Raw genomic sequence first — 22,779 nt, forward strand, 5'->3', positions numbered from 1 at the left:
TAATTTTTTGAAATTTTAAATTATAATTTTTTCTTTTTGAAAATAGGAACTGTACTACAAGCCTCTCCAAACATTAAGGAAGAAGCTATAGGCTTAAGTTTTTGTATAAGTTGTAAATAAGCATTTTGTGGAACAGGTTTACGTGAGCAGCCTTTAATAATAATTTTTTTATCTTTATAACTATCCACGTCCATTTTATCTATAATTTCTGTAAATATGTCTCTTTCCAAATCCTCTAAAGTGCCGAATGATATTAACTTTGCCACTCCTGTTAAATAATTAGCAATTAATAGATATGACCAGGAAGGCACAATTGCATCAGATGTGCAAGTTACTGCTACATAAGCATTTTCATACATTTTCCAATCCAATTTTGAAAGATTTTCACGAAACTCTTTTTCTCTTAAAACTAAACCCTCATATAAATAGTCTTTTAAATCAAATAGCATCCTGGGTTCTTTAGGATAAATATCTTCTAAATCTAGAGTAATGAGTCCGCTTTTTTCGACTTTATTAATTATTTCATCCATAATTTTTAATTAATAGTGGTATTAATTTTCATTTAGTAAATCAGGTCTTCTCTCTTGTGTATGTTTGTAAGACATTTCCTGTCTCCATTCATCTATCTTTGCAAAATTACCACTCAAAAGTATATCCGGAACTTTCAAATTTTTATATTCTTCCGGACGGGTATAAACCGGAGGTGCAAGTAAATTATCTTGAAATGAATCGTATAAGGCAGATGTTTCATCATTTAAAACCCCTGGTATCAACCTAACTATAGCATCAACCAGTACACAAGCTCCTAATTCTCCTCCGCTTAGTACATAATCACCAATAGATATTTCACGGGTAATATATAAATCTCGTACTCTTTGATCTACACCTTTATAATGCCCACAAAGTATAATTATATTTTCTTTTAGTGAAAGTGTATTGCATGTTTTCTGATTTAAAGTATCTCCATCAGGAGTCATATAGATAATTTCGTCGTATGATCTTTGGGAAAGTAGTTGGGAAATACATTTATCAATCGGTTCAATCATTAAAACCATTCCTGCACCTCCTCCATATTGAGTATCATCAATCTGCCTATAATTTCCCTGTCCATATTCCCGTAAATCGTGGAAATATAGTTGTACCAATCCTTTGTCTTGCGCCCTTTTCATAATTGATTCTTCTAAAGGACTTTTTAGTAGTTTTGGCACCGCACTTATAATATCTATTCTCATACATTTTTAATTTGGCAATGATTGAAATACAAAAGTAACGTTTAATGATTAATTATATCAACCGGCGATGTTAACTAAGTCTTTATTATTCTAGTTTAGTTATTGAAAAAATTCTCAGTGTTTTATGGCCTTTTTATTAATTCGAATATCTACATATTTTAAATTCAGCCGGTTATGACCTTTAGATCATTTGGAATTTTTGTATATATAGAAAAGAATTATATATTACAATTAAAATTAATTTATAGGATTACCGAATATTAGAACTATATAGCTATAAATCAATCGAATTTGTTATATGGGCTAAATGATGATTTCCATGTCATGTAAATAAACCGATTACTTGCTCATTAGCTGTCTCATAGTCCATCCACCCGATCTGTAAGGCGTATCTAACTGCGTATCTTATAGTGGAAGTACTGCTTGTTTTAATCTTTCCGGAAAAGATTTTAATTGAGTAATCCATAAAGTTATATCTTCTTTAGATATGTTTTCAGGAATTTTAAAAGTACCTATGGGATATTTTAATTTTTCGATATTTTGTATGATCTTATCATTTAGCTAAAAAATTTCCATCGAGGTATTATGGGAACTAAAGCAAAACCTATAAATAAATATAAGCCGTTAATTGCATCAAGCTCTTCAAATCCTAACGATAAATGAAATAAAATATCTACAAATAAGGTCAAACCGAAAAGAAAAACTCCCCATTTTTTAAAATAATAGGTACTGATCGATCCGATAATCATTACTATTCCTAAAATGATATTTAGAATAAAAAACCAAGCAGGAGCACCTGGAAAATAAATTTTCATAAAGCCAAGAATACCGAGAAAGATAGGTATAAAGCCCATAAAGCCCATGTAAATACATGAAAGAATAAAAGGTATTGATTTTTTTTCTTTTACTTCAAAATATTCTTTTGGGCGCTTTCCGAAAATTTCTTCATCACTACTCATATAGTATTATTTAGTAACTTAAGTAAATATACAACATTTATGATGGTATATAAAAAATACAGGAGGAATAATATTCCTCCTGTTCATCTAATTTATGAAGTATTTTTGATAATTTTAAAATAAAAAATCGTATCCTTTTAAGCTAAGTTTCTGATATTTTTCTTCATCAAATTTATACAATTTTGCTGATTTTCTTGACGAGGAATTATCCGTTAAACCTGTTTCTAAAATTAATTGAGAATTAACAATTTTTTTTCTAAAATTCCTTTTATCCATTTCTCGGTTTAATGCGGTTTCATACAACTTTTGTAATTGCGAAATGGTAAAATGTTCCGGTAATAGATAAAAACCTATGGGTCTTCTTTTAACTCTGCGTTTCAACCGTTCTTTTGCATAATCAATAATTTCATTATGATCAAATGCTAAGTCCGGGATTTTTGAGTATTCAACCCATTCTTCACCTCTTTCTTTAGTGTATTGCAATAGTTCATCATCTAATTTTACCGTTGCGTAGTAAGCAATGTTTACTACCCTTCCTAGTGGATTTCTAAAAACTTTTGCAAAAGCTTTTAGTTGTTCAACAAATATGTGGTCTTTTTGTGTATGTAAGAATAATAATTTTTCTACATTTGAATCAATGCCCTCATGGGCTTTCACATAAACTGAGGGAAGTCGTGGAGCTCCTTTAAAAGGTCCATTTTTTGTATCATTACTTAATAAAATACGCAGCATTTCCCCATCAAACCCAAATAAAACCAAAGATACAGAAATTGCTACTTTAAAATAAATTTCTTTTTCTTCAGGAAGCATTATTTTTATTTAAACAAAGCATCCATTAATCGGTTTTGATCATTGATGCTTTCTTCTAAAGAAATCATACTTTCTGTTCTTAATACGTCATCAATATCATCTATTTTATAAATAACATTTTTTGCATCTTCAGCATCTTTTGCGCTGATTTTACAATAAATATTGTATTTACCTGAAATTACATTAGCGGTTGTTACGTTTGGTATTGCTGCTAATTTTTCTAATACACTTTGAGTTTTGCTTGATTTGGTTAATAAAATCCCAACATAAGCTATAAAACTATAACCTAAAATATTATAATCAATATTTAAACATGTTCCTTTTATAACTCCTACATCTTCCATCTTTTTAACTCTTACGTGTATTGTTCCTGCGGATACATCCATTTTTTTTGCAATCTCGGTAAAAGGCATTCTGGTATTAATAGATAAAAATTGTAAAATTTTCTTATCAGTTTCATCTATATAAAATTTCTCTTTCATGGTAAAAAACTTTATTGTTTGTTAATTTAATTTATCTTTATTTTACAAATATATAAAATTAATCTTCAACCTATACATGTTTTTATATAAATTCTTTAAAATATAAACAAATTCGCTACTAAATGAACAATTCAGGGTATTCATTTTAAGTATAATTAATTTTATTTTTATCTTTGTTATCATATTAATTAATAATAAGATAATTTTTTTACTATTAATAATTTAGTTGTGAAAAAAATTGTAAAAGAAATAAAATTATTTTTTATAGGTAAGACACCGGAATGTAAAAAAGGTACTGCCATTTGGAAGGCTGAACTTCACGACATTATTTTTGAGTCTGATACGGTAAAAGGCAAAATATTTGACATCATTCTTCTCTTTTTCATCACTTTAAGCACTCTAATTATTATGTTGGAAAGTGTTCCGGGCATTAGTTCAAAAATCGGCTTTTGGCTTTATATACTGGATTGGTGGGTTACTATTTCTTTTACCGTAGAATATATTTTAAGAATATCCAGTGCCAAAAAGGCAAAAAAATATTCGACCAGCTTTTATGGAATTATTGATTTGTTATCCATCATCCCAACCTATTTAAGTATTTTTTTCGTTCAATCGCATTATTTAGCCATCATACGAATATTAAGGCTTTTGCGAATCTTCAGGATTTTTAAAATGGGTACTTATATCGATGAAAGTAATTCTCTTTTAATTTCCTTACGACGAAGTAAACGTAAAATTTTTGTATTCTTATATTTTATCATAATTACTACGTTAATCTTAGGATCTTTAATGTATGTAATTGAAGGAGGAAGAAATCGAGAAAGTTTTTCCAGTATTCCTCAATCGATGTATTGGGCCGTAGTTACTTTGACAACTGTTGGTTATGGAGACGTAGCTCCTGTAACGGTCTTAGGGAAAATTATTGCATCGGGAATTATGATTTTAGGATATTCTATTATTTCCGTTCCGGCAGGTTTGTTATCTGCTGAATATACCAGACATAAAAAAAATCAATTAAACAGTAAAAAGTGTAATTTTTGTAATACCATAAATAATGAAGCGGATGCTATATACTGTAAACATTGCGGTCATATTTTAAATACTCCTACTAAAAATAATGATTTAAACAGTTGATTTAAAATTTTATAACTAATCATGTTTACCGATGAATACTATATGAAAATAGCCTTACAACAAGCTAAAGAAGCTATTTATAAGGATGAAGTCCCGGTGGGTGCCATTATAGTCAGTAATAACAAAATTTTAGCTAAAGCATATAATTTAACTGAATTATTAGTTGATGTTACGGCTCATGCCGAAATGCAAGCTATTACCGCTGCCAGTAATTTACTGGGTGCAAAATATCTTACTAATTGTACTTTGTATGTTACCTTAGAGCCTTGTACAATGTGCGCCGGAGCTTTATATTGGTCTCAAATAAGCAGAGTTGTTGTAGGGGCATCAGATGAAAAAAGAGGCTTTCAGTCTAAAGGTTTATCTCTTCATCCTCAAACGGAATACGTATCGGGAGTTTTAAAAGATGAATGTTCTTTATTGTTAAAAAATTTTTTTTCGTCTAAAAGATAGGCTTAGTTAGTATTACATAAAGAGTTTAACTATAGAATAAACGATCATTGCTAATACTGCACTTACCGGAATAGTTAGAACCCATGCCCACAATAATTTAATGGTAATTCCCCAGCGTACGGCAGATACTCTTTTAACCAATCCTACTCCAATTATTGAACCTGTTATAGTATGGGTTGTACTTACCGGAATTCCCCAATGTTCACTAAGGAATAAGGTAATTGCACCGGATATTTCTGCTGTTACCCCTTCTAAAGGAGTTACTTTCGTAATACGAGTTCCCATTGTTTTAATAATTTTCCATCCTCCTGACATAGTTCCTAAAGCAATTGCTATAAAACTGCTTATGGGCACCCACCAATAATCGGTTGTAAAATGCTGAAATCTTTCGGCTGTCGTTAGATTAACATATTCTGCAGAATGGGCAATATTCACTTCATAAAAGATAAAGGCTGCACCAATAATTCCCATTACTTTTTGAGCATCATTACCTCCATGACCTATACTAAAAGCTGCAGAAGACACTAATTGTAATTTTTTAAACCATTTATCTGCTTTGTAAGGATTGGCATTTCTACAAATATTCATGATTATGAGTGTAATGATGGATGAAACGATCATTCCAATTATCGGTGCTATGAAAATAAATAAAATAATTGGGATAACTACGGGATAATTGACTACTGTTTCTCCTGCTTTACTAAAGCCGCCAACATGAGCAACAGCTGCTCCTATAAATCCTCCTATTAATGTATGGGATGAAGAGGAGGGAATACCCGCCCACCAGGTAAATAAATTCCATATGATTGCAGCTACCAGTCCTGAAAAGATAACTTCGAGAGTAATAAAATTCTCATGAACAGATTTTGCTATCGTATTTCCTATTTTAAATTCTCCTACGATATATAAAGAAACAAAATAGGCAACAAAATTAAAAAATGCTGCCCATAATACTGCCTGGAATGGCGTTAATACTTTTGTCGATACAATCGTGGCTATTGAATTTGCCGAATCGTGAAAACCATTAATATAATCAAATATTAATGCTAATATGACGATGGTTATAAGTAGAGTCATGAAAAAAGGTTATGAATATTTAACTAAAATAGATTCTATAATATTTGCTGAATCTTCACATTTGTCTGTGACATCTTCTAAATATTCTAATACATTTTTCAGTTTTATAATATCTAATACATCTCTTTTGCTTTCAAATAAATCTCCAATTTCTTTACTAAAAAAGTCATCGGCAACATTTTCAATTCTATTGATTTCTACACATGAAGCCAACACCTCTTTGGGTTTCTTAAAGTTTCTTAGATTATAGATTGCTTTTTGCAGCTCTAATACACAGTCATGTATCAGATTTGCAAATGTAAAATATGCCGGAATATACGGAGATTTGTACAGTAATATGTATTTACAGGATGCGAACAAGATATCAGCAATATCATCAAGTGCAGAAGTTAACTGATGTATATCTTCTCGATCAAAAGGGGTAATGAAATTTTTACCTAATTCTATAAAAATATGGTGAGACAACTTATCATTAGCATGTTCATAATCTTCCATTTTTTTATAAAATGCTTCTGTTATAGTTTCTTGTGATTTCATTCCTTCTACCATATCCTTGGACATGGCAGCCAGATTATCAACAACTTGTTCGAATAAAGTATAGAAAACCTTATCTTTTGGTTGAAATAATCTAAAAAATGCACTAATACCCATAGTTTGCTTTTTAGTTTACTTTATGTAAGCAAATATATCGAATTTTAAATTAACCTAAATATCTTTTTTTAAATTACCCGATTTTCCAGCTTATGTATTTGTTTTAGAAGCTTATCTAAAGTTATAATCTGATTAAAAATTTCTAATCTTCTTTCTTCTGATATATTCCCCGAACTTAATTCTTTAGCTAAATTTTTATTCATTTCCGCTATTCTTATCGCTTTGTATTTAAGTATTACATCTTTTGTGTTTTTTGCAAGATTTTGCTCCAATGTTGGAACATATATTTCTTTGAGTTCCCAATTATTGCTTATTGAGTATTTTTTTAATAATTTTCCAACGGCAAATTCGGTGATGTCGACTTCTTTAGATTTAACAAAATATTCTCCGGTTCTCAATTGATTGTTTTCAATACCTTCCATGATTTCCAAATAAATTCTATTGTAAAAATCTACGGTAAATTGTAAATCATCCTCTTTTAAGCGGTGAACAATTTCTTCTATTACAGTAGTTTTATAGGGTTCTTCTTCTTCCACATAGTTTATTAAAATTTCATGGTCTCCATAGGATAGCATTAATTCTAAAATATCTTCTTCAATTTTATAGGTAAAATCAATTTCTTCTTGTTGAGATGTAGTTACAGGTTGTAAAGCAACTTGTTTTCTTGTATTCCGATCTCTAGAATGTATATTTTGTTGTGTTAATTGAGCCAATTCACTGAATAGAACTTGCTCCGAGATATCCAATATCCTTGAACATTCTTTTACATAAATCTCTTTTTGAATAAGATTTTTTATTAAGGCTATACTCCCAACTATATCTCTAATTAATCCGGCCTTTTTTATGGGATCGCCGTTCGTTTCTTTTAATAAAACATCTGTTTTGAATTGAATAAAATCTTTACTGTTTTCTTTAAAAAATGCTTCTATTTCATCGGCAGAATGTTTTCTTGCAAAACTATCCGGATCTTCTCCATCCGGAAACAGCAAAACTTTAACATTCATTTCTTGCTCAAGGATCATATCTATGCTTCTGAATGAAGCTTTAATTCCTGCTTGATCCCCATCATATAAAACAGTAATGTTGTTGGTTAACCTTTTTATTAATCTAATTTGCTCAACAGTTAATGAAGTTCCTGAAGAGGCTACTACATTTTTAATACCATTTTGATAAAGGGATATTACATCCATATATCCTTCCACCAAATAACAATTATCTTCTTTAATGATAAAAGATTTTGCATGAAATAATCCATATAAAACTTGACTTTTATGATAGATTTCACTTTCAGGGGAATTAACATATTTAGCCGTTTTTGCATTATTTTGTAATATCCGACCTCCAAATCCCAATACTCTTCCCGAAAAACTATGAATGGGAAATAATACTCGCTCTCTAAATCGATCGAACCCTTTATCTGACCCTTCTTTAAAAATACTTAAACCGGATTGCTCCAGTATTTCTTTTTTATACCCTTTTTCAAATGCAAAATGTGTAAATGAATCCCACTCTTTCGGTGAATATCCTAATTGGAATTGTTTAATAATATCATCCCGTATGCTTCTTTCTCTAAAATAAGATATTCCTATGGTATTGCCTTCTTCAGTTTTCCAAAGTTGGTTTTGAAAATATTCATTGGCAACCTCAGATAATTGATATAGGCTTTCTTTATTTAATTGTAATTCTTTTTGACTATCAGACAGTTCTTTACTGTCTTCTTCAATTTCAATATTATACTTTTTTGCCAGATAGCGTAAGGCCTCCGGATAGGTATAATGTTCTTGTTCCATTATAAAGGTAACCACATTACCGCCTTTACCGGATGAAAAATCTTTCCAAATCTGTTTGGATGGGGAAACCATAAATGAGGGCGTTTTTTCATCTACAAAAGGACTTAAGCCTTTATAATTACTCCCTGATTTTTTCAGATTTATAAAATCCGATATTACTTCTTCCACTCTTGCCGTTGAGAAAATCTTATCTATGGTCTCTTTAGAAATCATAAGTACAAAAATACGTTAATTTAAATTTCCATTTTTGAAAAAATCTTCACATAGATCTTTTTAAATACAATTATATATGTATCAGTACTCAAGAGTAAAATAGAATTTTTAATGGCATAATAAAAACATTACCCTGCGCAATATCTTTAGAAATCTTATGTTTTGATGATTCTATACTATCATATAAAGATCGATTTAGATTTTATAAAATAAAAAAACACCTGATTTACATCAGGTGCTTGTTTAAACTATTTTTTCAAAACTACTTTTTTCTTGATGATTTATCTTCGTCTGAAGAATTCCATATTTTAATTTGATCTTTCAGTGAAATACCTTTAACTTCAACAAATATTCCGTCTGATAATCCTAGTTTTACATAAACTTTTTTGAATTTTCCATCAGGCTGTTGTACTTCAACGAAAGGTCTCTCTCCATCATATTGCATTAAAGCTTCTCTCATTGCTAAAATATTTTTTCTCTCACTTAATATTACTTCTGCATTGGCACTATATCCGGCGCGAATCGAAACCCCTTCCGGAATAATTATATCTGCTTTAATTTCATATTTAACAGCCCCGTTTTCTTCTTTACCTTGAGGAGAAATAAAGGTTAAAATACCATTTATATCTTTGTCTTGAAGTGCTCCGATTATTATTTTTAATTTCATTCCCTCATGCATTTTCCCTGCATCTGACTCGTCTACTTTACCCTCAAATATCATTTTGCTGACATCAGCAATGCTTGCAATAGTTGTTCCTGCATTAAATGTATTGGCTTCAATAACCTGATCCCCTACTTCAACGGGTACTTCCAGTGCCTGTCCATTTGCAGTAGAACGAACTTGAATACTCGCTAAATCTTCTAATCCTGAAGTAATACCTGTTTTAGCAATATCATAATCTTTCTGTGCTTGAATTAGATTTTGTTTTGCTATTTTATATTCCGTTTCAGCACTTTCATAATCCTGCTTAGAAATTACTCCTTGCTCATATAATAATTTTTGACGTTCAAAAATTCTTTTTTGATTATTTAACTTAATTTCTGCTGAATTTATATTCTGCATAGCAGTATTTACTGTAGAAACGACCGGAACCACTTTAATTGTAGCCAATAATTGTCCTACTTTTACTTCATCTCCTTCTTTGATATAAATCTCCTTGATAATCCCGGAAATATTAGGTTTGATTTCTATCTTTTCTTTTGGATTAATTTTACCGGTTGCCACAGCTTTTTGCTGAATAGTCATAGTAACCGGAGACTCTGTCTCAAACTTATCATTAGATCGTGTATTGGTTATAATTACATACCATATACAATACAATAAAAGTGCAATAAAAGCAACAGATAAAACTATTTTAAGAACCTTATTATTCATGACAACTTTTTTCACTATAATTTGTATTATCTTAACAAATTTTGTTACGTTAAAATCACTTTTTTTAAGTATTTTTTTTATTACTTGTTTATCTTGCCTGTAAATATATAATTCTTTTTTAATTTATCTTGCATAAAATCAACACCAAACAATTGTGTTAATTCAAATTAGGATAATTTTTTCTTTTATATATTTGTTACTTGCCAATAAAAATTCTAGTCTAAATGGACTTTTCATTACCAAATAAAATTCTTGAATCTTACTGGGGGTATAAAGAATTCAGACCTCTTCAAAAAGAGATCATACTTACTATATTGGAAAGTAAAGATACTATTGCTCTTTTACCTACAGGAGCAGGAAAATCTATTTGCTATCAAGTCCCCGCTCTTTTGGTTCAAGGCACTTGTATCGTTATTTCTCCATTATTGGCTCTTATAAAGGATCAAGTGTATTCATTAAAAAGGAAATTAATTCCGGCCGAGTATATTTCTTCGGATCAAACAGCGGATCAACAACTTTCCGTATTTAATAAATTGAGAAATAATGAATTGAAATTATTATATGTATCTCCGGAACGATTGTTAAATAAAACTTTTCTAGAGATCATTAAAGATATTGAAATTTCGTTTATCGCAGTTGATGAAGCCCATTGTATTTCTGAATGGGGTAATGATTTTCGTCCATCGTATCAACAAATTATAAAGTTCAGAGAATATATCGGGATTCAAATTCCTTGCATGGCACTTACTGCAACCGCAACTGAAAAGGTCTTAATTGAAATAATAAAAAAACTCGATTTACATAATGTTCAGGTATTTAAAAGATCATTTAATAGAGAAAATCTTTCTTTACAAGTTTTAAATGCCGGAGACAAATTTGGGGAAATTGAAAGAATTTTACATAGGTATAAGGGTTCGGGAATTATTTATTGTAGAACTCGAAATGAAACTAAAACTTTGTCTGAAACTTTAAAAAGAAAGGGATTTGAGGTTGAATTTTTTCATGCAGGATTATCCCCTAGTGAGAAAATGCAAAGACAAAAAAATTGGACGGAAAGTACCAACCAAATTCTAATTTCAACAAATGCTTTTGGAATGGGTATAGATAAGAAAGACGTTCGTGTGATCATTCATCTTTCTCCTCCTTATTCATTAGAAAATTATTATCAGGAAGTTGGTCGTGCAGGAAGGGACGGACTTTTATCACATACATTTTTATTGTGGAATGAAGCGGAACTTTCTGATATATACTCATCACTCATACAAACTATATCTTCAAAATCTGAATATGAAAAAGTTATCCGTTATTTATATTCAATGTTTTGTATTGTTCCTAATGAGTTACCCGATACAATTTTTGATTTCGACTTGAAATTATTTCAACAACGTACAAAAATTAATAAAAGTAAGATTATACCTATTTTAGAATTTCTTCATAATAGCTCAGTTCTTCAATGGAAATATGAGCCTTCAGATAGTCTGCTTAAAATTAACTTTCCTATAGAAAGACTTGACACTAATTTTTACGGCAATGATTCCTTTTTATTTGAAAAAATTGCCAGAAAAATAACAGGTGTTTTTTCTTATCAAATAAAATTTGATGAAAAAAAATTAGCCGACAGCCTTTTAATTCCTCTTTCCGTATTACACTCCAAATTTATTAAATATAACCAATCAGGTGATATTTCTTACGTTGATGGTAATAAGCAAAAAATTTACTTTTTAGAACCACGAAACGATCAAAAACTTTTAGGAAGCTTTTGGAATGAATTTCAACTTATACAACAAAATAAATTAGTTAAATATAAAGAGTTGGAATTTTTTATCAGAAATTTAAAATATTGCAGGATGAAATTAATCCTTGGATATTTTGGTGAAAAAACCAATCAAATATGCGGTAAGTGTGATGTATGTTGTAAATCCAAATTAGATGAACAATCTTATCTGAAAGATATTTTATCTTATATAAAAGAACAGCCTAGAAGCAGAGAGGATATTTATGCCGAATTTAGGAATGTTTCTTTTGAAAAAATTCATGATTGCTTACAAGATCTAATTTCAGAAAATAAAATTAAAGCATTAAATTTCAACACATATTCTGCTTAATATTTGTCTTATTTCCAACTATTTTTATATTTATTTTTACCTTTACTGAATGAATATAAATATTGAAGAATCATGGAAAAATTTATTAAAGCCTGAATTTGAAAAGCCTTATTTTTCATCTTTAATAAATTTTGTTAAGCAAGAATATAAAGAACATACTTGCTATCCAAAAGGTAAAAATATTTTTAAGGCCTTTGAATTGACTCCCTTTGATCAAGTAAAAGTGGTTTTACTGGGACAAGATCCATATCATGGAGAAGGACAAGCTATGGGATTATGTTTTTCCGTTCCCAATGGAATAGTATATCCGCCTTCTTTAAGGAATATTATTATTGAATTAAAAAATGATACCGGAATTGAATTAAAGTCGGGGGATTTAACTCCGTGGGCAAAACAGGGTGTTTTTTTGCTCAATGCTACTTTAACGGTACGAGCGCATCAAGCGGGTTCTCACCAAAAAAAAGGATGGGAAACGTTCACGGATTCTGTAATTCATAAAATATCTGAAGAAAAAGAACATGTTGTATTTATTTTATGGGGAAGCTATGCACAACAGAAAATTAATTTAATAGATACTCGAAAACATTTCATAATTAAATCGGTACACCCCTCTCCTTTATCCGCACATAGAGGCTTTTTCGGTTCAAGACCTTTTAGTCTTACTAATGAATATTTAACCTCAAAAAAAATTGAACCTATTCAGTGGTAGACCGAATAGGTTCATTTTTTATATTAAATTTTATATCTATTAATTTTTAAGTTCTTTTTCTAATTGCTTCATTAATTTTTTTTCATTCTTTTTATATAATTTCTTTTCCTTTCTAGACATGTCTTCATAATTTTTTTCAAACATATTAGACACATCTCCTACTTCTCCATCTATCACTTGAATTTCTTCAATTCCATCATCTCCTATAGTAGAAATTATAGTTTTATCTTCTTCCGGGGCATCTTCTTCTAAAATAATTTTTTCTTCTGATGGTACTGAAACTTCTGAATTAGCTTCTTGACTAGGAATAGATTCGATTTCTACTGTTTCTGCTTCTTCAATTTGCGGAGTTGGGGTTGAAATTTCTTCTATATTTTTTGATTCATTTTCATCTATAACTATGCTAGAAGAACTAGGTACTGTTTCCACCTCTTCTGTAGCAGACGGAGTAGGAATAGCGATAGACTCTGCTTGTTCAGTCTCAGATACATCATCTGAATCTTGTTCATTTATAAATTGAGCTTCCGGTATTAGTGTTTCCTCTTCAGGTTTTTCTTCAGCTATGTCTGCCTCTTCAATTTCTATTTCTATTTCTTTTTCCGGTAAAGCATTTACTGTTTCCGGTGTTTCAATTATTTTTTCTTCAACAACTTCTATAGGAACTTCTTTAATTACTGTTTCAACCGGAACTTCATTTACTACTGCATTATTTTCTTCTTTTCTGATTACAGAAACTTCTTTAGCAGCCGCAGATTTTGATACTTCTCCCGCTAATTCTGTTTTTACAATAGTTCCATCAATCAATTTCCAATATCGATTTCCTGCAGCATCTTGAACTATTACCACATCATTGGGTGATTTAAATGTAGGAGCAGATGCTTTTCCTTTTACTTCTAATGTTCCATCTTTTCCATAAGTGAATGTATAGCCACTATTAGCTTTACCTTCCTTTGATCCCCTATAAACTAAAATCATTTCCCCATTCTGTTCAAAATAAACTCCTTTTTCAGAAGTTTCTTTTACTTTTCCTTCTTGAGCATAAACAGAAAGCGTAAGTATTAAAAGAAAAACAGTATACTTTTTTTTCATTGTTCGCTATTTTTATTAAAAATATAAATTTTGAAGCTACTAATATACATCTTTATTTAATAATTTCATATTTTATTTGTAAATAACGTTTATATTATTTTTATTCAAAATAAAATTTATTTGCTATCTGTTTTTAAATCATTTGCATAGGGCAAAGTACCTGTGTTTTTTTTCAGTTTAAAATTCTTAAAGTCTTCTGAAGATTCAATTCCATGAACAGAAATATTCGTAGTTATCCCGTCTGCCCTGTAGATTTTAACGGTATCGTTTGAAAAAATTTTTCTTTCTTTCTTATTCCAAAAAATTTGATTGGTTTTTAATGTGTCTTTATCCGAATTAATAATAACTACATTTTTCCTTGCTTCATACCATCCTGCAGTTTCAATTATCTTGGCATAATCTGCTTTCAAATGCCCGGGATCTTTACCTTTTTGGTAGAAATCCATATCTAAGCCTTTAGGAAAAACTGTATATGGTGTTTCTACAAATTCATATTCTTCCATAAGTGGAGTCCTTAATCTAATAATTGCATACACTGAATCTGTTAAAGTTATATTAGCATTATAGATTCTCCTGGAAGCAAAGTTGGTTTTTTTTTCTCCTAAATTATCTCCTTTTTCATCGGAACATGATATGGAAATAATCACAAAAAAAATAAGATATAAATAGATTTTTATTTTTTTTATAGTCACCATCTTTCCATGAATAAAAAATGATAGTTATAAATTTTAATCGTATTGTCTCTTTCTAAACCAAAGATCATCAAAATTAAATCCAACTTTAAAGTTTACAAAATTCTCTTTGATTAAACCGTTTGATTTTGAACCTCTTTGTCCTAACTCAATACCTAAATTAAGCATGGAAGGATCATGTTTACCGGATTTACCCAAAGGCAGGCCTAGCCCGGCGGTTACCCCATATTGGTCAATGGTTTTATTGTTCACATTAAGCCCTGTATTTTCATAATACAGCCCATATCGATAAATAATTTTTTCAAAATAAGATCTGAAACCGTTTATATTAGGCAAATACCAACCTCCTACGGCTACGCGATACTTATTTTTGTAATCAAAATTATCTTCCGGTATCTTTAGTTTAAATTGATCTGTAAATTTAAAATCTGCTCCTAAGGACCATTTATGCTCTTTTCCATAGGCTACTCCTATTGAGTATGATGAAGGTAATTTTGCATCATGCGTTCCCTTAACATAGTTTAAGGTATCCATTGAAACTTTTTCATTATTATTGTTATAATAATAGGTTGAATACAAATAATTTACATCAGCATCTATGGTATGCCCTATATTATAAGTTGCTCCAATTTTAAGTAAATGATTATTAGTTAATTTTTTTCGATAGGCTACTCCTAAAGTATAATCGAAAAAACCATATTCTTGCTTATTAAATATACCGGAAATCAAATTAGCATTCTGTAAAGATGTTTCTTGATCTTTTTTCAAATCGCCCCAAACATACCCAATTTTAGCTCCTAAGGAAAACTCATTGGATATATTATATGAATACATACCGCTGAAAGCATTAAGTCCTCCCCTTCCCTTAAATAAAGATTTTTGATTTATAACATCTGAATTATCTGTATTTATATCATATCCTATGTTGGTGTAGGGTTGTAAATTTACTCCTACTCTGGACTTAGTTCCGATTGGAAAGGCTAATGATAAATTAGCTAAATAAGTAGTAGATCGATCACTGCTTACGTTAGAAGTTTTAGCATTGGTATAATCGGTATTGATCACGATGTTATAACTGGTATATCGCAAGTTTCTATTCGCTGCCGGATTTACAAAATTGGCTTCATTGGTAAAATCTGAAATATATGAGGTTCCCAATCCTCCCATAGAAGAAATTACTATATCGGAATTGGTTTTACTTTCTCCTAAGCCAAATGAAGAATAAGGAGAGGTAGAAGTTTGCTGGGCATAAGCTGCATTCAGAAATATGATAAATGATGATAATATGGAGAAAAATCTAATTTTCATTCAGTGTGTTTTATATACAAAGTACAAATATGTTAATAATGTACCGATTATAAAAATAATTATAAGTAAAAATTCTTAGTCAAATTTTATAGCCGAAAAAAAAAATCAAATTTTTTTTAAAAATATTTTGTGATTTAAAAATATGCCCTATATTTGCAATCCCAAACGAGGGTACCTTAGCTCAGTTGGTAGAGCAAAGGACTGAAAATCCTTGTGTCCTTGGTTCGATTCCAAGAGGTACCACTTCAAAAATCCATAATCAATTCAATAAGAAAAGATTGTGGATTTTTTGTTTTTTTAATGAGATATTTTTCCTTAAGAAATTTCTATAAAAAAATCATTTGATTTCTTAAAATGAAATATTTTTTACTGTTGAAGTTCCTAATACATTAGCATTTTTTCCTTTATAATATTATATAATCCCATGTAAAAAATCAGAATATTTTCTTTTTTCCTTCCGCAAAACATATACTCCAAGAAACTATGGTTGAATATAGTCAATGCAGTGGTTCATGAATAATCCTTTCTTTTTTTATTGCTTTATAGGCATTTTTTATCCAATAAACAACCGGCAAATTTATTTAATGTGGTATGGGGGCTGTTTTATTCCAAACAAAACTCTGTATATACCAAGTTAGCATTTTTTAAAATCAATAAATTTTTGTTGTTAAAAATTTTAATTTAAAAAGCCTCTTTTGTCTCTTATTTATCTAGTAATAAGCTTACACTAATTTGCACAATTACCTATTACCTCTATTTCTTAAACATTGAATATTTAATATTTTTTGTTTGATTGTTTAAATCTTGGAATAAAATTAGATTATTAAAAATGTAACACTATTAATTAATATAATTAATCTCTTTTACTTAAGTATATCATTTAGAAAATAAAGAGAACATCTTATATAATTAGCATTTTTTTAATTTAATATTAATAAATTATGAATAACGTCAGTATTTTCGTGTTTTTAGCAGGAATAGTTATTTTAAATCTAATAGCTTTCTTGCTTGGCAATTTATATTGTTTTGTACCTTCCTGGCTAAACTATACTATGGTCGGTGTTGAATTATTCTGTCTCCTGCTTAGTATCTATGCCCGTATTAAAGATTTTAAAAATATTGATGCTTCTGTAGGAGTTATACTCAATGTGTTTCTGACTATTTTGCTGGTTTGTCATATGATATTATATAAATCATCAAACTAATGCCCAAATTGACTTTTTATAAAATAATTTAGAAAGCGTATTTTTGCTTTTCTATATATACCCTATGAATTATCTTTCAGTTGAAAACATTAGTAAGTCTTTTGGCATAAGAACTTTATTTTCCAATGTTTCTTTTCATATAAATGAAGGAGATCAAATTGCTTTAGTCGCTAAAAACGGTAGTGGAAAAAGTACTTTATTAAAAATCCTGTCCGGATTAGAATCTACCGATTCCGGATCGGTTACGCTCAATAAAGACATAAAAGTAGTTATGTTTGAACAATCTGAACTATTTAATGATGATTTGACTGCTGAAGATTATATATTTACCCATTCTAACCCTGTATTGGATATTGTTCATCAATACGATACCATGGTCCAAAATGATCCTTCCAATCCTGAATTATTAGGATTAATAGAAAAAATGGATCAATGGGACGGATGGAAAGTCGAACCTGTAATTCAAGAAATTATTAATAAATTAAAAATTGATTTCCTTAATCAAAAGATACAAAATTTATCGGGTGGACAACAAAAAAGAATTTCTCTTGCCAAATTCCTGATCGATATAAGCTTTGAAAAAGGCACTGTATTATTAATTCTGGATGAACCAACTAATCATTTAGATATTGAAATGGTTGAATGGTTGGAATTTTTCCTTAACAAAGAAAACAAAACCCTTATTTTAGTTACCCATGACCGATATTTTTTAGATGCTATTTGCACTCGGATCTTAGAAATGGAAGACGGAACCTTATATTCGCATAATGGCGATTATGAGACTTATGTAACCAACAAATCACTGAGAATTGAAAATCAAATAGCTCAAACCGATAAAGCTAAAAATTTATATCGAAAAGAGCTGGAATGGATGCGCAGGCAACCTCAGGCCAGAACATCCAAGTCAAAAAGCAGAATTGAAAGTTTTTATAAAACGGAAGAACTTGCTAAAAAAAGTATTTCTGATGCTCAAGTTCAATTGGACATGCAAATGACTCGTTTGGGAAAAAAAATCATTGAATTAGAACATGTTTCCAAACATTTTGCAAATAAAATAATCTTAGACGATTTTTCCCATACTTTTGCCAGAGGATCAAAAATCGGGATAATCGGTAAAAATGGAGTAGGTAAAACAACTTTTTTAAAGATACTTGAAAGAAAGGAAGAGTTTGATTCCGGAACTATCGAATGGGGCGAAACTTTACAAATAGGGCATTTTAAACAGGAAGGACTCGCATATAAAGAAGATCAACGAGTTATTGATTTTGTAAAAGAAATAGCAGATTATTTCCCTCTATCCAATGGAAAACAAATTTCTGCCGGTCAATTCTTAGAAATGTTTCTTTTTACGCCGGAATCTCAATATACTTATATATCTAAATTAAGCGGCGGAGAGAAAAAGAGATTGCAATTGCTATCAATTTTATTTAGCAATCCTAATTTTTTAATACTTGATGAGCCTACAAATGACTTGGATTTGCCAACCTTAACTGTTCTTGAAAATTTTTTAAATGAATATCAAGGCTGTGTTTTGATCGTAAGCCATGACCGATACTTTATGGACAAAGTGGTTGATGAATTGATGATTTTTGAAGGCAACGGTAAAATTTCCTGGTTTATAGGTAATTATACAGATTTTTATTTAAAATCAAAGGAAAAAGAAAATGAAATCATCAAAGACGTTTCTAAAAAGGAAATAAAAAATAGTAATCCAACTAACGGGAACAAATCTCCTAAACTTTCTTTCAAGGAAAAAAGAGAATTAGAAATGCTAGAAAAAGAAATTCCTCAATTAGAAGAAGAAAAAAATAAATTAACTGAACAATTATCCTCTTCGAGTTTAAGTTTTGATGAAATACAAGAAATTAGCAATAAGCTGGAAAATCTTATTCAAAGTTTAGATCACAAAGAATCTAGATGGCTGGAACTCAGCGAGCTCAACGCTTAAATTTAAATTTAATAAATTTTATGACATAACATGCCCTAGTCGGGATAATTTTTGATGATTAAGAATTTTTATTCTTCTTCCCTCCACTTCTATAAGCTCATCATTTTTAAATTCAGAAATTAATCGTATCGCACTTTCTGTTGCTGTACCGATTAAATTTGCCATTTCTTCACGAGTAAGAGTAATTTTAATGAAGCCTTCATGATCAACATCAAGTTTTTTCTCTAAAAGAAGTAAAACGGCAGCCAATCTTTCTCTCACCGTATTTTGAGCTAACCAAGTGATGGTTTTTCCTGCTTCTCCTAAGTCTTGGGATATTTTTTTTAATACATCAAAAGAAACTCTGGAACTTATTTCTAACAGTCGATGAAAAATAATTTCAGGGATATATACTGCAGTAATATCTTCTAGAACGGTACAAGAAGCACTAAAACTTTCTCCCCCTAATAAAGAACGGTATCCTACAATTTCTCCTTTTTTTACTAAACGCAGTATTTGATCTTTACCATTATATCCTTTTCTGTTAATTTTACCCGTACCGCTTATAACTCCAAATATTCCGGTAGGTTTATAACCTTCATGTATAATTTCTTGACCTCTTTCAAAACGAATCTCCTTCATTTCTTTATCCAATATGCTATGTTCTTCTTTTGTAAATTGGCTTAAAACATCCTTATTTTTTAATTCTGATATTATTAAATCTACTGAATTTTTAGGCATGATATTACTCATATTTTTAATAATTTACGGACAAAAATAATACTTTAATTTTAAATAAAAGGATATAACTTTGCAGGTTTAGTGATAGTACAAATATATGAGTGAGCATTGTTATCATTGCGGACAGATCATTGAGGACACTCCGATTGATTTTGATAATAAATTATTTTGCTGTAACGGATGTAAATCTGTATACGAAATTTTAAATCAAAATAAATTGGAAAATTACTATAGTTTAAACTCCAAAGCCGGAATAAAACCTGAAAAGGGGCAAAATTATTTTGAATTTTTAGACACCCCTCAAATCTTTGATAAAATTATTGATTATTCGGAAGGGGGATTAACTCTTATAACTTTTAAAATACCCGTTATTCATTGCAGTGCTTGTATTTGGTTATTGGAAAGTTTAAAAAATATTAATACCAATATTACATATTCTACTGTTAATTTTTCTTCTAAAACGGTACAAATTGCCTACAAAAATGAATTCTATAAATTAAGTGAATTAGCTAATTTTCTAACAGATTTAGGCTATAAGCCGGTCATTAATTTTGAAACTACTGAAAAAAAACCTGAAAAAGTAGATCATACCCTACTTGTAAAAATAGGTATAGCCGGATTTGCTTTCGGAAACATTATGCTTTTTGCCTTTCCGGAATTTCTCGAAACTGAAAAAGACCCTTGGCTTCAACAATACAGTTATTTTTTCAGAATTCTTATGTTTCTTTTCTCATTACCCGTAGTTTTTTATTGCGCTTCAGATTATTATAAATCTGCATGGGGAGCTTTAAAACACGGAATATTAAATATTGATTTGCCCATTGTTATCGGTATATTTGCCTTATTTTTCCGTAGTTGCTTTGAAGCGTATACGGGAATGAGTAACGGTTATTTCGATTCTCTAAGCGGACTTTTATTTTTTATGCTTTTAGGTAAGTATTTTCAGCAAAGAACTTATAAAACTTTAGCTTTTGATAGAGATTACAAATCCTTTTATCCCATAGCCGTAACTAAAATTACTTCCAATAAAACTCATGAAAATGTTCTGATCTCAAATTTAAAAATTGGTGACAGAATACTAATACGCAATCAAGAAATAATTCCTGCCGATTCTATTCTCATTCATGGAGAAGCGTTTATTGATAACAGCTTTATTACCGGAGAATCCAAACTAATAGAAAAGAAAACAGGAGAAAAAATATTTGCCGGTGGAAAACAATCCGGCACTACTATAGAACTAGAGATCATTAAAGAAGTTAATCAAAGCTATCTTACCCGGCTATGGAATAATGAAGCATTTAAAAAAGATACTTCAACTATTAATTCAATCACCAATAACATAAGTAAATATTTTGTGATGGTCATACTGATCATCACAATTGTAAGCGGATTATACTGGTATTTCATTGAAAAAAACACTTCGCAAATGTATCAAGTAATCACGGCTATATTGATTGTTGCCTGTCCCTGTGCATTAGCTCTTTCCGCACCTTTTACCATTGGAAATATCATGAGAATTTTCGGTAAAGAAAAATTTTACGTAAAAGATGCTCTCACAGTTGAAAAACTGGCAAAAATAGACCATATAGTTTTTGATAAAACCGGCACTTTGACGATTAATAAAGTCAACAAAATTAGTTATGAAGGAGAAAAACTTACTATTGAAGAGTTAAAAAACTTAAAAGCTATACTTCAAAATTCCAATCACCCTTTAAGCAGATCACTTTATGAATCTATTTCCATGCCCATTGATCATATATCTATTAAGGACTACGAAGAAATAATAGGTAAAGGAATAAAAGGGTTCATTAAGGGTATAGAATACAAAATAGGCTCATGCGACTTTGTAGGAAATAAAAAAAATATTAATTCTGAAACTTCAGTTTATATTTCCATCAATGGCGTATACAAAGGGTTATATAAAATTAAAAACCAATACAGAAAAGATTTAAAAGAAATTATCAGATCACTTAACCATTATAAAATATCATTATTAAGTGGAGATAATAATTCCGAAAAGCATAATTTAGAAAAAATATTTTCCACTGACACGGTTATTAAATTTAATCAGTCTCCTCAAGATAAGCTCGATTACATTAAAAATTTACAAGATCAAGGGCATATAGTTTTAATGCTTGGCGACGGACTCAATGATGCAGGAGCCTTAAAACAATCTAATGTGGGTATTGCCATATCAGATGATATAAACAGTTTCACTCCTTCGTCAGATGCCATTTTAGACGGAAATAATTTTGCTTATCTACCTAAATATTTAAAATTATCAAAAAAAGCCTTAGTTATAGTTTCCATTTGCTTCATTATTAGTTTTTGCTATAATATAATAGGATTAAGTTTTGCAGTTTCTAACAGGCTTTCTCCCTTAGTAGCAGCCATACTTATGCCTGTAAGTTCCATTTCAGTAGTACTTTTCACCACCGTGGTAAGTAAAGTTATTGGATATGAAACATTTAAAAAAAGATAAGGTAATTTCTTTATTAGAAAACACATCAAATAACCTAAAATATACCTCAATTTAGAAATATTCTAAATTAAAGATGCAATGTAAAAATATGTTACAAATCATTATCATTCATATCAAATAAAATGTATTTTTGTTCAGTCAGTATGGAAATATTATATTTAATGATATTATGCAGTGTTTCATTAGCTGTTATATTTTTGATCCTTTTTATCTATGGAATCAAGAAAGGACAATTTGATGATGATGAATCACCTGCAGTAAGAATTTTATTTGATTCCAATGATGGCAATTCAAAAGAATCCAAAAACGATAAGAAAGAAAAATAATAAAGTAACTACATAACAC

22 protein-coding genes and 1 tRNA gene are annotated in these 22,779 nt (G+C 29.9%); 9 read left to right on the top strand and 14 right to left on the bottom strand.

What is annotated here, in order from left to right:
* Positions 1-20: 20 nt before the first annotated feature.
* The 6 genes from G8C43_RS05530 to G8C43_RS05555 form a co-directional block, all read right to left on the bottom strand.
* On the bottom strand, positions 21-530 hold the full coding sequence (locus G8C43_RS05530) for a DUF2480 family protein (RefSeq protein WP_166004662.1): 510 nt from the start codon (positions 528-530) through the stop codon (positions 21-23).
* Positions 531-551: 21 nt separating this feature from the next.
* Positions 552-1,232, bottom strand: coding sequence for a tRNA (guanosine(37)-N1)-methyltransferase TrmD (trmD, locus tag G8C43_RS05535; protein ID WP_160564626.1), 681 nt, complete (start codon positions 1,230-1,232; stop codon positions 552-554).
* Positions 1,233-1,554: 322 nt separating this feature from the next.
* Complete coding sequence (locus tag G8C43_RS05540) at positions 1,555-1,698, bottom strand: hypothetical protein (RefSeq protein ID WP_166004664.1); 144 nt, start codon at positions 1,696-1,698, stop codon at positions 1,555-1,557.
* Between the two features lie 91 nt (positions 1,699-1,789).
* Entirely contained in the window at positions 1,790-2,191 is a 402-nt protein-coding gene (locus G8C43_RS05545) for a hypothetical protein (protein ID WP_166004666.1), read from the bottom strand.
* Between the two features lie 114 nt (positions 2,192-2,305).
* Entirely contained in the window at positions 2,306-3,001 is a 696-nt protein-coding gene (locus G8C43_RS05550; RefSeq protein WP_160564630.1) for an NUDIX hydrolase, read from the bottom strand.
* Positions 3,002-3,006: 5 nt separating this feature from the next.
* A complete protein-coding gene (locus G8C43_RS05555) occupies positions 3,007-3,483 on the bottom strand; it encodes an Lrp/AsnC family transcriptional regulator (RefSeq protein ID WP_105296768.1) in 477 nt (158 codons plus the stop codon).
* Between the two features lie 228 nt (positions 3,484-3,711).
* Here G8C43_RS05555 and G8C43_RS05560 point away from each other — a divergent pair, with 228 nt between their 5' ends.
* Both G8C43_RS05560 and G8C43_RS05565 read left to right on the top strand, forming a co-directional pair.
* Positions 3,712-4,617 (top strand): ion transporter, encoded by a 906-nt coding sequence (locus G8C43_RS05560; protein WP_255466945.1) that lies wholly within the window; start codon positions 3,712-3,714, stop codon positions 4,615-4,617.
* 21 nt (positions 4,618-4,638) lie between these two features.
* The gene (locus tag G8C43_RS05565; RefSeq protein ID WP_166004668.1) at positions 4,639-5,070 is read left to right on the top strand and encodes a nucleoside deaminase; all 432 of its coding nucleotides are present in this window, start codon (positions 4,639-4,641) and stop codon (positions 5,068-5,070) included.
* Between the two features lie 12 nt (positions 5,071-5,082).
* Here G8C43_RS05565 and G8C43_RS05570 read toward each other — a convergent pair whose 3' ends face one another.
* The 4 genes from G8C43_RS05570 to G8C43_RS05585 all read right to left on the bottom strand — a co-directional run bounded on the left by G8C43_RS05570 (position 5,083) and on the right by G8C43_RS05585 (position 10,176).
* Complete coding sequence (locus tag G8C43_RS05570; RefSeq protein WP_160556941.1) at positions 5,083-6,147, bottom strand: inorganic phosphate transporter; 1,065 nt, start codon at positions 6,145-6,147, stop codon at positions 5,083-5,085.
* 9 nt (positions 6,148-6,156) lie between these two features.
* Positions 6,157-6,798 (bottom strand): DUF47 domain-containing protein, encoded by a 642-nt coding sequence (locus G8C43_RS05575; protein WP_105296771.1) that lies wholly within the window; start codon positions 6,796-6,798, stop codon positions 6,157-6,159.
* Positions 6,799-6,866: 68 nt separating this feature from the next.
* Positions 6,867-8,801: a DNA primase gene (dnaG, locus tag G8C43_RS05580; protein WP_166004670.1), complete on the bottom strand. Its 1,935-nt coding sequence runs from the start codon at positions 8,799-8,801 to the stop codon at positions 6,867-6,869.
* A 262-nt stretch (positions 8,802-9,063) separates the two neighbouring features.
* Entirely contained in the window at positions 9,064-10,176 is a 1,113-nt protein-coding gene (locus G8C43_RS05585) for an efflux RND transporter periplasmic adaptor subunit (protein ID WP_166004672.1), read from the bottom strand.
* A gap of 224 nt (positions 10,177-10,400) precedes the next feature.
* On the opposite strand from G8C43_RS05585, the gene G8C43_RS05590 reads away from it, so the two are divergent.
* Both G8C43_RS05590 and G8C43_RS05595 read left to right on the top strand, forming a co-directional pair.
* On the top strand, positions 10,401-12,281 hold the full coding sequence (locus G8C43_RS05590; protein WP_166004674.1) for an ATP-dependent DNA helicase RecQ: 1,881 nt from the start codon (positions 10,401-10,403) through the stop codon (positions 12,279-12,281).
* Between the two features lie 49 nt (positions 12,282-12,330).
* Entirely contained in the window at positions 12,331-12,990 is a 660-nt protein-coding gene (locus G8C43_RS05595; RefSeq protein ID WP_160556937.1) for a uracil-DNA glycosylase, read from the top strand.
* A gap of 39 nt (positions 12,991-13,029) precedes the next feature.
* Here the strand turns inward: G8C43_RS05595 and G8C43_RS05600 are convergent, their stop codons facing one another.
* From G8C43_RS05600 to G8C43_RS05610, 3 genes are all read right to left on the bottom strand, one after another.
* Positions 13,030-14,079, bottom strand: a complete 1,050-nt coding sequence (locus G8C43_RS05600; RefSeq protein WP_166004676.1) for a hypothetical protein — start codon at positions 14,077-14,079, stop codon at positions 13,030-13,032.
* Positions 14,080-14,195: 116 nt separating this feature from the next.
* Complete coding sequence (gene lptC, locus G8C43_RS05605; protein ID WP_166004678.1) at positions 14,196-14,726, bottom strand: LPS export ABC transporter periplasmic protein LptC; 531 nt, start codon at positions 14,724-14,726, stop codon at positions 14,196-14,198.
* A gap of 81 nt (positions 14,727-14,807) precedes the next feature.
* Positions 14,808-16,079 carry an OmpP1/FadL family transporter gene (locus G8C43_RS05610; protein WP_166004680.1) on the bottom strand — a complete coding sequence of 424 codons (1,272 nt, stop codon included), beginning with the start codon at positions 16,077-16,079 and terminating at the stop codon, positions 14,808-14,810.
* A gap of 170 nt (positions 16,080-16,249) precedes the next feature.
* On the opposite strand from G8C43_RS05610, the gene G8C43_RS05615 reads away from it, so the two are divergent.
* The 3 genes from G8C43_RS05615 (at position 16,250) to G8C43_RS05625 (ending at position 19,232) form a co-directional block, all read left to right on the top strand.
* Positions 16,250-16,322: transfer RNA gene (locus G8C43_RS05615), tRNA-Phe, on the top strand.
* A gap of 698 nt (positions 16,323-17,020) precedes the next feature.
* On the top strand, positions 17,021-17,284 hold the full coding sequence (locus tag G8C43_RS05620; RefSeq protein ID WP_146105549.1) for a hypothetical protein: 264 nt from the start codon (positions 17,021-17,023) through the stop codon (positions 17,282-17,284).
* A 64-nt stretch (positions 17,285-17,348) separates the two neighbouring features.
* Entirely contained in the window at positions 17,349-19,232 is a 1,884-nt protein-coding gene (locus G8C43_RS05625) for an ABC-F family ATP-binding cassette domain-containing protein (RefSeq protein ID WP_166004682.1), read from the top strand.
* An 18-nt stretch (positions 19,233-19,250) separates the two neighbouring features.
* On the opposite strand, the gene G8C43_RS05630 is transcribed toward G8C43_RS05625, so the two are convergent.
* Positions 19,251-19,964: a Crp/Fnr family transcriptional regulator gene (locus G8C43_RS05630; RefSeq protein WP_255448154.1), complete on the bottom strand. Its 714-nt coding sequence runs from the start codon at positions 19,962-19,964 to the stop codon at positions 19,251-19,253.
* 85 nt (positions 19,965-20,049) lie between these two features.
* Between G8C43_RS05630 and G8C43_RS05635 the strand changes: the two genes are divergently transcribed.
* Complete coding sequence (locus G8C43_RS05635) at positions 20,050-22,434, top strand: heavy metal translocating P-type ATPase (protein WP_166004684.1); 2,385 nt, start codon at positions 20,050-20,052, stop codon at positions 22,432-22,434.
* 143 nt (positions 22,435-22,577) lie between these two features.
* Positions 22,578-22,760 (top strand): cbb3-type cytochrome oxidase assembly protein CcoS, encoded by a 183-nt coding sequence (ccoS, locus tag G8C43_RS05640; RefSeq protein ID WP_105296782.1) that lies wholly within the window; start codon positions 22,578-22,580, stop codon positions 22,758-22,760.
* The last annotated feature ends 19 nt before the right edge of the window (positions 22,761-22,779 follow it).

The organism is Apibacter sp. B2966 (assembly GCF_011082485.1).
GTDB lineage: Bacteria > Bacteroidota > Bacteroidia > Flavobacteriales > Weeksellaceae > Apibacter.